Below are 12759 nucleotides of genomic sequence, written 5' to 3'. Positions count from 1 at the left end.
GGACGTTGAGGTTGCGGGAATAGACGTCTCCGCCGAGGAACAGATCGACGTGCGTGGTGCGGACGAGGGTCCCCTGCGCCTCAAGGTCGTGGTGAACATGGGAAGAACGGCTCCGATCAATTGGTAGAGTTGAAAGCTCGTGGCCGCGCTCGCCCGGAACGGTCCGGCTTCGAACGTGGCATGGATCCCCAGTTTCTTGTCTTCTATCGTCGACATGTTCTCCTTGCCCACGCCGATGCCGATGAAGTACCCAATGCTGAGCTCCTGGGTGGGGCTCGCGGTCTGTCCGAAGCTCACCATGACTGTATGGACGGCCCCGGGAGCCGTTCCGCCGCCATACGTGGCTCCTAGTCTCGCAAGATGGGGGAGCTTCGTCTGGACAATGCCGTTGAGGTGGAGGCCGTCCCAGTGGAATTTCTCTGGGGGCCGTTGCTCTTGCGCTGATGCCAGAGCGACAAAGGAGAACACTCAGGAAAGGCTGTCAGCCCTCGATGAATCCGTGCGCTTGGTCGCGGCCAGACGTCGCGAGCGAGCGCGTCGAGCTCGCCAAGGCACGCGCGCGATGTCCAGGACGTCGCGAGCAATCGATGAGTGGCGGTGCCGCTCGCAGGCGTCCTGATCGCGGCCCTCCGCAAGGAGGAGGGCGGAGAGCTCGCGGATCAGGTGGAGTTGCTGCCGAGCGCGGGGCGAGGATCGCCTGCGCTTCTCGCGGACCCTAGGCCAGGCAGCAGAACGTCGACGGCTCGGCCGGCAGCATCTCGCCGATCGACTCACCGCCGCTCGGAGCGCAGCCGCCGGGATCCACGGCCACGACCTCCGCCGACTTGCTGCCGAGGGCGACGCCGGGCGGCGTGACCCCGCAGAACGGCGTCGTCGAGCTCACGACGATCGACGCGAGCGCCTCGCCGCACGCCCCGTCGTTGTAGACCGAGGCCATGATGGTGCACGACGCGCCCTCCGGCTCCCCGCAGCCGCACGGCGAGCAGCCGCGCGTGTCGTCGATGCCGCCGTGGAAGACGTGCTTGACCAGGTAGGGCTCGCCGCACGTCACGTCGCCCTCGTGGAAGATGCACGTCAGGAAGCCGCCGGGCGGCGGGACCCCGGGCTGGTCGGGCGACGGCATGCAGGTGCTCCGGTCGCCCGGGCACTCGGTGTAGGCGCCGGGCAGGCAGGCGAGCGCCCGGGTCCGCCAGGGATCGAGGAGCGCCGGCACCGGCGGCTCGTCCACCCTGGGCGTGCAGGCGCCGGCCACCGTCACGGTCGGGGCGTCGATGGAGAGCGACTGGACGCACGGCTGCCCCCCGCAGTCCTGGTCCGCGGGGATCGCGTTCGCGGCGGTGCAGGCGCCGTCCCAGGCCTCGGGCGCGGCGAAGGTCGTCGCGAGGGTGCCGGGGGCATCGCCGGGGCACATCGCCGCGTGCGCCGACCAGCCCAGCGGGAGCTGGCACGAGGCCGTGGCCGCGTCGGGCGGGTCGCACAGGCAGGTCGCGCAGGCGAGCGGCTCCGGCACGAGGTCGGCGAACCCCTCGTAGCCGACGTTCGGCGCGGCGGCGGGGCAGTCCGGCGCCTGGTCCGGCGGGCCGTACCAGAGCAGCGCCGGGCCGAACCAGCCGAGCGGCGCCGGCGGGACACAGTCGCCGGCGCAGGCGCGCTCGTCGCCGCCGCCGCCCGCTCCGCCGGCACCTCCGGTGGCGCCTTCCCCGCCTTCCCCACCACCACCGCCTTCCCCGCCACCCCCATCCCCCGTGCCTGCCTCGGGATAAGGGCACGCCGGGGAGCCATATTCGCTGGGTTGACAGGGACCGTAAATGGTCGGATCTCCGGCGCAGCCGACCAGCAAGAGGAGACCCATGAGCAGAGATGAGCTGTTTCGCATGCCGCGCAGGTTATCCGGCGCCGCTCGACGTGCACAACAGGCAATTCCCTTCATACGGCAAGGCGCGCTTCCCATTCCGAAGTCCTTTCTCCAATCGTCACCAGATGCTCGCGGCAGAGTGTTCTTTTCCATGTGAAATTCAGTACGTGGCCGTAATGCCCAACCCGAGGGCTGCGCCGAGCGGCGAGGTCGTCCAGTAGAGTGGCGCTGGTCTTGCGGTCTCGTGCGCCACGCGCCTGAGCACCGCATCGTCCACGATCCATGTCGCCTCGGCGTACCCGTGCGCAGACCACCTGCGGGACAAGGGCCACTCCGCACCGAGCCGCGCTCCGAAGCCGAGGAGCGCGTCGCCGCGCGGGCTCATGGTCCACGGGGCGCGAGGGGTGAACCGGACAGCCCCGATCGCGGCGAGCCCACATCCGAACAGCATGGGGTGGCGATAGCAGGCCACGCTCGCCGCCGTGAACGCCGAGGCGCCTACCATCGAGCCCTCCACCTCCTGGGTCAAGGAACCGAGCCCCCGCCCCTCCAGCGCGATCGACCAGTCGGACCAGCGAGCGCCCACGGCGAGCGTCATCCCGGCTGCGGCCCCGGGCGTGAGCCCGAGTCCGAGGATCGCTCCGAGGCCCGCTTCGAGCCGCAGCCGCTCCGGCGAGGTCGGCGCCTCCGCCGGCCCGGCGGGCGCCTGCGGCTGCTCGGCCGGCCGGGACGGCGTCGGCGCCGCGCGCTGCGCCGACGGCGGCGGCGCGGGCGCCCCGGGAGGCTTGGACTCCGGCGAGGGGTCGGCGCCCGGCACGGGCTCGGATCTCGGCGAGGGCGAGGGCACCGGCGGCGGCGAGCGCTCGGGCGGCGGCGAGGGCACAGGCGGCGGCGAGCGCTCGGGCGGCGCGGGAGCCCGCTCCGGCGCGCCCAGGAGCTGCGCCACCACGGCGAGGGCCACGCCGGAGAGCAGCTCCTCGCAGCCGCTCCGCGTGCTGAACCCCTCGGCCCAGTGGGTCTCTCCCTGGGCGTCACGCAGCGCCATCGAGGCCGTGTGCTCCGGCCCCTCCCGGGCGATGCGGACCGTGAGCGCCCGCGGCGCGTCGTCCTGGAACGGGTCGGCGCCGAGCCCGCGCGCGACCTCCGCGCGCAGGGACGTCTCGTCGGGGCAGCCCTCGGCGCCGGGGCCTCGCACCACCTCGAGGCGCATCCCGGCCCGGGGCGGCTCCGGCGCGGCGTGCGCCTCCACGCTGCAAAGCAGGATCACGGCCGCCGCGGCGGTGGCGTGTGCCGGGCGTCCCGCGCCCGTTCGCGATCGGGCGGCGCGCCGCGCCGGGGGTGCGCCGGGTTCCTGTCTGGCCCTGGATCGGCTCATCGCGACGGCGCTCCTTCCGACGCGCGCTGCGCCGGTCCCGACGCGCGCTGCGCCGGAGGGGTGAGGCGCGTCCGGGCGACCGTACGGAGCTGCTCTCGTATGGACTTCAGCCGGCCCGCGGGGAAGCGGGCCGCGTGCGCGGCGAGCTGCCGGAGCGCCGCGGCGGCGTCCCCGGCGGAGAGGCGCTCCCGCGCCGCGTCGAGCAGCCGCAGCTCCTCGGCGAAGGTGTCGTCCCGCTGGCCGGCCGGCGGCGCCGCCCGCGGAGCGGCAGGGCACGGGCGGTGGAGCGCCTCGGTCGTCGGAGGGACGGGCGCCGGCTCCGTCGTCCGCTGCGGCGGGGTCGATGCAGCGCAGGCGCTGCGCGCGGGCAGCAGCTCGGGCAGCAGCGGCCCGAAGCGGCGAGCCCACACGGCCGGCGGCGGCGCGAGCGCGAGCATCACGGCGACGGCTCCGGCGACGCCCGCCGCGGCCGACCCGAGGGCGAGGCCGATCGGGCCAGGCCTCCGCCGCGCGGTCGCGGCCGCAAGCGCGGTCGGCGGGCGGGCCGGCGGCGCGGGCGGGACAGGCGGCGCGGGCGGGACAGGCGGCGCGGGCGGGACAGGCGGCGCGGGCGCTGGAGGCGGGGAGGCTGCCGGCGTCGAGGGGCTCTCGCCGTCGTCGTGCGCCAGGAAGCCGGACGAAAGCGGGAAGAGGAGCCAGCTCGCGCGCAGCGCCTGCCGCTGCTCCGGGCGCAGCCGCGCGACGGCGGCGCGGTAGTCCTCGCGGGCGAGGCGCAGGCGAGTGCAGGCGGTGTTGTAGTTGATGCCGAGCGCGCGCGCGATCTCGACGATCGGCACCTCGTAGGCCTCGTGCAGGACGAGGAGGATCCGCCGCTCGGGGGCGAGCGTGCCGAGCACCTCGATCGCGAGCTCCAGCCGCTCGCGCGCCGCGATGCGCTCCTCGCTGCTCGGCGCGAGATCGACGGGCTGGCCGTGGGGCGCGGGGTGCAGGCCGTTCGGGACCTCGCGGCGGCGGTAGGCGCGGTTCAGGTGATGGCTGACCTTCCGCCAGGCGATGCCGAACACCCATCGCGCCTCCGCGCTGCGGTGCTGGCAGCGGAGTTCCCGGTGCGGCGGAGGGCCGGCGGAGACGGCCTCGTGCGGCGGCGGCGTCCAGGCGGAGGCGGGGTAGGTGGGATCGAACCGATCCAGGCTCTCGTAGGCCGCGAGCAGGATCTCCTGGACCAGGTCGTCGAGGTCGGGCTCGGCGACTCCCAGGAGCCGGAGTGCGCTGGGTAGGACGCTCACGGCCGCTGCGTGAACGGAGGTCCAGGTACGGTGGCGGGAGGTGTCCTCGGTGGGAGGAAAAGGATCGCTCATGACCAAAATTGCGCGGAGCTCTCCGGGGCCGTTTGTGAAACGCACCGCCCGGTGCGGGGGACGAGGGCGCTCCAGCGCGGGTACGGGTACGGACCGGTGGTCCCGCAGGCAGCTCGATGCTCGCCATCTGGGCCGGGAGCGGGGAGCCTCCGCCGGCTCGGAAACGGTCTGGGAGAGGCAGCCGGGAGCCTCTGCCGGACCGGAGACGGTCTGGGAGAGGCTCCCGGGAGGTAGTGGCCAAGGTTGAGTGAAACTGGCCAAGTTTGGCCAGATGGCCGGCTCTCGTCGCTAGGCTTCGGCCCGAAGTAGTGCGGCCCGCGGGTGTTGGAAGCACCCCGGGCCGCGTGGCCGACACCGCTGACACGGAGCCGACGACATGCAGCCTACCGATCCGCGCGGATCGGGCCAAGGGACCGGTGCACCCAAGCGCCCACCGAGGAACCCCGGGACCCGTCCGACCACCGCCCCGCCGCACCTCGATCGCCACACCAAGGACGCCATCGGGCGCGCCCTCATGCACGGGGTCGCCCGTGTCGAGGCGTACCTGCGCCGCCGCGGTCTGCCCTCCGGCGACGTCGAGGACTTCGCCTTCGAGTGCGCCTGCCTCACGTACCGCAACATCGCCGATGGTTCCCTTGCCCTCTGCGCGGACCCTGCCGAGCGCGACGGGCAGATCGGCGGGTACATGCGGACGATGGCTTGGCGCATGGTGAGCAACCGCAAGCGCTTCAAGGATGTCTTCCGGCGCCACGTCCGCGAGGGCGGGGAGACGCTGCTTGAGGCGCGCACGTACGAGGTGGAGCCCGCGCTCGAGCTTGCCTCGGAGATCCGCGCGGAACCCCCGAAGGCCCAGCGCTTCCTGCTCGCGATGCTCGGGGTCGGCGGCGCGCTCCGCTTCGCCCACGAGGCAGCCGTCGACGCAGGCATGCACAAGCGCGCCGGCAAGTGGACCTTGCAGCGCTGCCGGGCGCGCGCCGCGAAGCGCCTCGCTGCCGTCTGACCTTCCAGCACTCGACGGCTGCCCCGGCTTGCGCCCCTGGAACCGCGAGCGCCTCTGGGCCGCCGTCCTCGACGCCCAGATGAGCGCGAAGACGCGGGGGCGACCGCGAGGCGTTCCAGCAGGCGCTCGGCGCGTCCAGGCGCTCGACGCGCTGGGCCGGCTCTACGTGCGCAGCGACGAGTAGCCCGCATCGAAGGGCGCACCCCGGGCGAGGTCCTGCCCGAGAGTGCCGCCATGGCGCTGGTGGCCGATGCGGGGTCGGTCGACGCTCCGACCTTCCTTCCCCCTCAGGCGGCGCGCGGAGGGTGCAGCCGACCGCGCGCGATCGCCTTCAGCTTGAGTGCTCGCCCGATCTTCTGCTTCGCCTTGTCGCTCTTGCCCTCGAACTCGACGAGGGCGTGCGCTGGGTTCGCGGGCTTGTTCTCAGTGGCCTCGACGGGATCGGACCACGTGGAGACGCCGGCCGCGGTTACTTCCTCGAGTGAGAGCCCCCAGACACCGGCGGAGACCACGCCGAACCCCTTGGGGGGCTGGGTCGTGAACAGGACGTGCGCCTTCTCTGGAGTCGTCATGTCGTCTCGATCCACCGATAGGCAGCCCTGGTCAACGTCACGCCACGGGTAAAAGGCCTGGCTACTCGGTTCGCCATCTTCTTGTAGCCAATTCGGGTAGACATGCCGGAGCAGAACTACCTTAACGCCCTTGATCTCCGGGCCGTTCTTGTCACACACGCGCGTCCTCCGCCGGCATCATCGCCGAAAGCCAATCTGCAAGGGTGGTCGCATCATCCACCGAAATATCGCCAGGCGCCAGGAGGTGCTCGCGTTCCTCCATGGTGTCGGCGTTAGTGGCCTCAAGCACAATATAGCCACTCAATGGGCTGAATCGCGCCTCGGCCGCCCATGAGCCGAGCACCCATTCGGCTTGAAGGCCGCCGTCGGGAGTCGGGAACACCTTGGGGCGCGGAATGGAGCGATGGTCAACCACGAGGCGTGACAGCACGAGACGCGCGAAGGCCATCACTTCTTCGGTGGGCTTCTTTCCGTCGCCATCAAGCCACCCATCGGGCACCTCTTCCAGAGTCTTCAGCCGGTCCCAAAGCTTCTTTACGTCGGGCGCGCGTTCGTCGTCGACGGTCTCGAGTTCCTCGACGGTCGTCATCCTGCGTTGTTGGAGCTGCATCGCACCGCGCACGCGTACGCGCACCATCGGACGCTGCTGAAACGCGAGCCCGAGCTCCTCGCGACGATGAAGACCGAATGGAACCTCGATCCGTTCTCCGTCCCGGGTGCGAACCCGAATCTTGCCCGAGTCGTCGACGCTCTCGACCTCGCCTTCGAAATCAACATCGGACTCGAGTGGACGCTTCGTGAGAAGCGCAAGGCGTCCTCGCGAGTTCTGGTCGATGCGGGCCACCGTCTCGCTCGTCTTGCCACGGATGCGCAGTTCCTCGCCCTTGCCAAGATGACGCCCGAGGTTGCCGAGTAGGTCGAGCAGATTGCGTGGGAAGTCAGCCGGGATCTGCGCGTTGTCGTTCGCTGCCGCGGCAAGAGCCTGAACCGTGACATCGAGCGCCTGCTCGAAGACGTAGTCGAAGGACGAAGCATCGCGACCATGTGCGGGCTCGGAGCGGCGGAGAACGGCGGTGTAGCTGCTCTCACGCGAGGCCACGAGGTTAAGCTGTGCGGCTTCGGTGAAGCCCCGCGGTACTCGCTCGCGTTCCTTGTGGTCGCGCAGCCACAGCTCGCGAGCCACGCGCAGGAGGATCGCCTGCATCGTGCCGAACTCCGCGAGGACGCTCACCGGCACGGAGTGTGATTCGAAGCGCCCGCCGTCGAAGGTGAGCTCCAGAAAGCTGTCGCCCGCGTCGGTCACGCGTTCCCCCTGCGATACATTCGGCCCGGAGTCAACCGAGTCGCGAGCCGTCCCATTCCGGCCGGCGATGCCTGAAGTGTAAGCGAGCGCAGATCGTTCGTCGAGTGCTTCGCGTCCGAAGGAACGAACGCGTCAGCACCTGCGCCGCGCTTCGCGCCTTGACGCCTTGCGCACATCGCAGACGCGGCGGCGCCGGCCATCGGCTTGCCACGGCGCGAGGCCGACCTGACCGTAACCGCCGACGGTACCTCGACCCGTTCCAGGCACACCCCTGGAACCGCGAGCGCCCCTGGGCCGCCGTACTCGACGCCCGGGTCCAGATGTGCGTACGAGCCCGATGAGTAGCCCTCGCTCGCCGCGCTTCTTCGCCGCCCCGCCGGTCTTTGCGCGCGCTTCGGGCTGCATGTGCTGCGCCGGGTTCCGGACCTGCGCGCGCAGCTTCCGGCTGAGGAGCTCAAGGAACGCGGCTCCCTCTGCTTCCTAGGCGCGAGCCCTGACCAGTTCCAGTATTGCCAGAATTCTGACACGTCACTTCTGAACGGCCGAGCAGATTCTTGCTTGACGCGTCGGCCGAAAGACGCTGTCTAAAGCGAAAGGCCGGGGTTGCAACCCGGCCTCTCAGGTCGCCGACCCCTCGATCGGCGGAGCGCTCTCGCGCACCCTCCGAAGGGGTGCCTGATGGCGCACCCGCCGTCAAGGGAGAGGCCCTCGCACGGCCCCTCGCGGGCGCAGGGCAGGTCATGATCACTCCGGATGACGTTGAGCGCCTCAACGCGGACGACAACGAGACCCTCACCCACATTGAGGCGCTTATAGACGCCGAACTCAAAGAGAAGCGGGGGCATGTTTACCAGCCGATGTGGACAGGCTGGTCGAAGCTTCCTGGCGACAAAAAGCTAGACCAGCGCATCTGGGCGGAGGTAGCTAGGCGCTACATGAAAGCTGGGTGGGTGGTCGAGATGGGCCCTCCTGGCGAGCGTGGGCCAGCCGCCTTGATCATCATGCACCCGCTGATCGCCTTTCCGCACGAATCCGGCCTGTAGAATCGAGCTTAAGGCGTGTTCGACGGCGAGAATAAGCCGACGCCTCACGCCCCGTGTTCGCCATACAGCACGCATTCTTCAGCCGCCGACAGATTGTCGCTACAACCCGATACACAAGCTTACCCATAGCGATCCCCTCCACCGCGAGGTGGTCGGACCGCGATGACATCCACCCGACATCTTGGCCATCTCCGCGGCCACCCGCAGCGGCCGAGACCTACCTCGCGCAACATCGCGTAGTGTATTTCGCGGCCGACCCACAAACAAGGCGAAATTACTCAGGATCTCCGAACAGGCTCAACTGGACCGCCCGCCTCGGCCCCGGCGCAGGCGGCGGGGGCTCCGGCTCCGAGGGAGCCGCGACGGGCGCCACGGGAGGCGGCTGCGGGGCGGAGGGCGCCGACGGCGTTCCAGTGATGGGTAGAGCGCGAGGCATGCGCTCCGCGATGGCTACGTCGAAGCGCCGGCCCGGGGTGCAGCGACCGATGTTGCCGAGCCGCATAGAGCAGGGGAGCGTCCTGGTGTACCATGGTGCGCATGGACGACCGCGAGAAGCGAGAGCGAGCGAGAACGATGGTGAAGGATGCGGCTGCTGCGCTGATTTCCGCTGGTACGAGCGCTGGAGTGGCGGCAGCGTCAGGCGCCGGATCTGGCATGGTCGCCATCTCGGGCGGAGCCAGCCTCTTGCCATGGGCGCTGACGACGGTACTTGGCATCGCCTGCAGGTGGAAGGAACTCGAAACCACAAAGTGGTGGTACGGACTTCTGCACGGCCAGGGCGACGACGAGACCACGCCCGAGGAGATTGCCGGACTCATCGACGCGCACCAAGAAGAACCGTTCGTCCGTGAGACGATCCTTCGATCGGTGCGCGCGCTTCTTGATGCAGTAGATCCAGCGGCCGTGTCGCCTCTCGCGGTGTTGGCTCGCGAGTACGTTGGCGAGCAGAAAACACCGGACGCGTTCTTTCGTGGTACTACTCGCGTTCTCGCTGAGCTCTCTGGAAACGAACTTGCAGACCTGAGAAAAGTGGTTTCATGGGTGCTCAGCGCGTGCAAGGAGGACCGTTGCATGCTCGTCGCTTTTGATCAAGATTTCTCTGCCGGCGACCACGAAGACGACTGGCCAACAATCCCGTGGCGTGTGCTTATGTTTACCGGAGGGTCAAAGTCACTGCAAGATGCTGATAGTGTGCTTGAAGGTACCAAAAACCCGGTTCGCTTACTGCGGTTGATGGAAGTAAACGACCTTGCCACCAGGCCGTCTATGCCAGGCTGGGGCGTCGACCCTCTACGGGTTACGGTGGAGATTCACACTCTCGGCAGGCTTGCTCGCGTGCTCGGTCCATCTGACTAGGCGACCCGTGCGAGTCACTCCGACGCGATAGATCGGCCGAGCGGCGTTGGTGCCATGTAGCCGCTCGGCTGCCAGGCCGCGCACCTTCGCCGCCGGTGGCAGGTTGTCGCGCCTTCCACGCGCAACGTGCCACCGCGGCTATGACATCTGCTGTCCTAGCGCCCCCTCTTCCGAGCCGTTTCGAGCAGTTTTCCCGCTGAAAAGCCGTATAATCAGAGGACCTTAGACGAAAACGCCCCGCCTCCGGCTTGCACCCGGAAGCGAGGCGGCAGAAGCCGAGCGGTGCGACCCGTCCGACGTCCTGGCAGACCGGATCCTGGGCCCTCCGCCGGAGAAAGGCAAGGGTCCCGTGGCGAACGTGCTCCCACTCGAGCGGCAGCTTGCCGTGCTCGCGGCCCTGGTCGACGGCAACAGCGAGCGCGCGGCCGAGCGCATGACCGGCGTCAGCCGGCCGACGATCAACCGCTTCGCTCTCTTAGCCGGGCAGGGCGCTGCCCGCCTTCATAACCGGCGCGTGCGGGACCTGTCTTGCTCGCTGATCACCTTCGATGAACTCTGGGGGTGGGTCGCGAAGAAGCCTCACCGCGTGGACCCGGCCGAAGATGCAGTCGATGTCGGCGAGGGGTGGATCTTCGCTGCGATCGACGTGTCGAGCCGGCTTTGCGTCTCGTTCTACGTCGGCAAACGGGACCAGGAGAGCACCGACCGCTTCATCGAAGACCTCCGCGCGCGGCTCGTGGTGATGCCGCAGCTCATGACGAGCGACGGCTTCGCGCCGTACGTGTCGTCCGTCGGGACGAGCTTCGGCCCATCGAGCACCTTCGCGCAGACCGTGAAGCACTACCGCAAGGGGAGCCGCCGTGGGCCGGACCATCGGTACGAGCCGCCGCGCGATCCGTTCATCGTCAAGCGGGCGGTCTTCGGCGCTCCCGACATGGCGAAGGCGAGCACGGCGCACTCCGAACGCCTGAACCTCACCATGCGGCACGTCAACGGCCGCCTGCGCCGCCTCTGCCTCGCGTTCTCCAAGAAGATGGAGAACCACAGGGCGGCCGTCGCGCTCGCCTACACGCACTACAACTTCTGCCACGTCGTGAAGACGCTCCGCGTGACCCCGGCGATGCAGGCGGGGATCACCGACCACGTGTGGGGCTTGGAGGAGTTGCTCGACGCGCTCATGTCCGACGCGCCGAGCGAGAAGCCCATCGCCAGGCCGCTGGCCCACGTGAAGCCGGAGGGAGCGGCCCGGGAGCTCCCGGCAGGACGCGGGTTCTTGCGCGTGGTCCAGGGCAGCGCCGCACCGAGCCCGCCCGCTGGCCCTGCGCCACATCCGCCCGCCCCGGTGCCCGTCGCCGCGACCCAGAGCGCCCACGCCCCCGTCGAGCCGACCGGTCAACTCGACCTGCTCTCCTGGCGTCCGAAGCCGAGGAAGCCGGTGCAGTTGTCGCTGTTCGGGGATCCGCCGGGGGAGGAGCAAACTTAGCCAGATCAAGCGGCTGGCCAAACTTGGCCACTACCTCCCGGGAACCTCCGCCGGCTCGGAGACGGTCTGGGAGAGGCTCCCGGGAACCTCCGCCGGCTCGGAGACGGTCGGTACGGACCGGTGGCCTGGGTAACGGTTCAGACCGGGAGCCTGGGTAGCACCCGGACGGACCGGGAGCCTGGGTGACACATGTCGTAGAGGGTCGGCGACGGAGGATCGCTGGTGCCCTGGAAAGAGACATGTTCAGTGGACGAGAGGCTTCAGTTCATCGCGCAGGTCAACGAGTCGGACGAGACGTTCGCGGAGCTGTGCCGACGGTTCGGCATCAGCCGGAAGACGGGGTACAAGTGGGTGGAGCGTTACGAGCAAGCCGGACCTCGTGGTCTGGAGGAGCGGCGGCCCGTGGCGCACACGTTCCCGCATGCGACGCCAGCGGCGATCGTCAACGCGCTGGTCGAGCTGCGGAAGGAGCGACCCACCTGGGGTCCGAAGAAGCTGCGCGCCCGGCTGGAGAGCATGGGCCTTGAGGGGCTGCCGGCGACGAGCACCATCGGCGAGCTGCTCAAGAAACACGGGCTGATCCGGCCCCGGCGGCGCCGCGTGGTGATGCCGACGTCAGCGATGCCGTCGACGCTGGCTCCAGCGGAGCAGCCTAATGACACATGGTGCGCCGATTTCAAGGGGCATTTCGCGCTTGGCGACAAGACCCGGTGCCACCCGCTGACGTTGACGGACCAGGCGTCGCGGTACTTGCTCAAATGCGAGGGCGTAGCGAAGCCGGACGAGGCCTCGGTGCGGCCGCACTTCGAGCGCGCGTTCCGCGAGTTTGGGCTGCCGAATCGTATCCGCTCCGATAACGGCCCGCCGTTCGCCACGCAGGGCATTGGAGGGCTCTCGGCGCTGTCGGTGAGCTGGATCAAGCTCGGCGTGGTTCCCGAGCGCATTGAGCCCGGCAAACCGCAGCAGAACGGCCGGCACGAGCGCATGCACAAGACGCTGAAGGCGGAGGCGACATCGCCGCCCGAAGCCACGCTCGCGGCGCAGCAGCGCGTCTTCGACCGCTTCCGGCACGAGTACAATGACCAGCGGCCTCACGAGGCGCTCGGCCAGAGGACGCCGGCTTCGCGCTACACGCCGTCGCGGCGGACGATGCCGAGCAAGCCCTCCTCGCCGGAGTATCCGGACACGATGGCCGTGCGACGCGTGGGGGACATGGGTCGGCTTCAGTTCGGTGGCGCGAACACCTTCGTTTCCAAGCTGATCGCCAACGAACCCGTGGGGCTGCTTCCGATCGCCGACGACGTCTGGGAGCTGTACTACGGGCCGGTTCTGCTCGCGCAGGTCACCTTGAAGAACAAGGAGCTGCAGCTCGCCAAGGCACGGTGACCTGCGCGCACTCACGCCGGAACGTGAG

At 69.5% G+C, this 12759-nt stretch carries 10 protein-coding genes; 5 read left to right on the top strand and 5 right to left on the bottom strand.

Features of this window, described 5'->3' with window-relative positions; all coding sequences use genetic code 11:
* Window positions 1–715: 715 nt before the first annotated feature.
* The 3 genes from WMF31_RS22195 to WMF31_RS22185 form a co-directional block, all read right to left on the bottom strand.
* Entirely contained in the window at window positions 716–1876 is a 1161-nt protein-coding gene (locus WMF31_RS22195; protein ID WP_436603864.1) for a hypothetical protein, read from the bottom strand.
* A gap of 139 nt (window positions 1877–2015) precedes the next feature.
* Window positions 2016–3122, bottom strand: a complete 1107-nt coding sequence (locus WMF31_RS22190) for a hypothetical protein (protein ID WP_436603863.1) — start codon at window positions 3120–3122, stop codon at window positions 2016–2018.
* Between the two features lie 104 nt (window positions 3123–3226).
* Window positions 3227–4516, bottom strand: coding sequence for an RNA polymerase sigma factor (locus tag WMF31_RS22185; RefSeq protein ID WP_436603862.1), 1290 nt, complete (start codon window positions 4514–4516; stop codon window positions 3227–3229).
* A 448-nt stretch (window positions 4517–4964) separates the two neighbouring features.
* On the opposite strand from WMF31_RS22185, the gene WMF31_RS22180 reads away from it, so the two are divergent.
* Window positions 4965–5588, top strand: coding sequence for a hypothetical protein (locus WMF31_RS22180; protein WP_436603861.1), 624 nt, complete (start codon window positions 4965–4967; stop codon window positions 5586–5588).
* A gap of 287 nt (window positions 5589–5875) precedes the next feature.
* Here the strand turns inward: WMF31_RS22180 and WMF31_RS22175 are convergent, their stop codons facing one another.
* Both WMF31_RS22175 and WMF31_RS22170 read right to left on the bottom strand, forming a co-directional pair.
* Window positions 5876–6160 (bottom strand): hypothetical protein, encoded by a 285-nt coding sequence (locus WMF31_RS22175; protein WP_436603860.1) that lies wholly within the window; start codon window positions 6158–6160, stop codon window positions 5876–5878.
* Between the two features lie 151 nt (window positions 6161–6311).
* Window positions 6312–7463 (bottom strand): hypothetical protein, encoded by a 1152-nt coding sequence (locus tag WMF31_RS22170; protein ID WP_436603859.1) that lies wholly within the window; start codon window positions 7461–7463, stop codon window positions 6312–6314.
* Between the two features lie 740 nt (window positions 7464–8203).
* On the opposite strand from WMF31_RS22170, the gene WMF31_RS22165 reads away from it, so the two are divergent.
* From WMF31_RS22165 to WMF31_RS22150, 4 genes are all read left to right on the top strand, one after another.
* Window positions 8204–8506, top strand: coding sequence for a hypothetical protein (locus WMF31_RS22165; protein WP_436603858.1), 303 nt, complete (start codon window positions 8204–8206; stop codon window positions 8504–8506).
* Between the two features lie 537 nt (window positions 8507–9043).
* The gene (locus WMF31_RS22160) at window positions 9044–9862 is read left to right on the top strand and encodes a hypothetical protein (protein ID WP_436603857.1); all 819 of its coding nucleotides are present in this window, start codon (window positions 9044–9046) and stop codon (window positions 9860–9862) included.
* Window positions 9863–10211: 349 nt separating this feature from the next.
* Window positions 10212–11345 carry an IS1 family transposase gene (locus WMF31_RS22155; RefSeq protein WP_436603856.1) on the top strand — a complete coding sequence of 378 codons (1134 nt, stop codon included), beginning with the start codon at window positions 10212–10214 and terminating at the stop codon, window positions 11343–11345.
* Between the two features lie 222 nt (window positions 11346–11567).
* Entirely contained in the window at window positions 11568–12731 is a 1164-nt protein-coding gene (locus WMF31_RS22150; RefSeq protein ID WP_129346352.1) for an IS481 family transposase, read from the top strand.
* Window positions 12732–12759 lie beyond the last annotated feature (28 nt).

The sequence above is a fragment of the Sorangium sp. So ce1036 genome, from assembly GCF_051369805.1.
In the GTDB taxonomy this organism is placed as follows: domain Bacteria; phylum Myxococcota_A; class Polyangia; order Polyangiales; family Polyangiaceae; genus Sorangium; species Sorangium cellulosum_F.
This window is presented reverse-complemented; position numbering and strand designations above follow the sequence as displayed.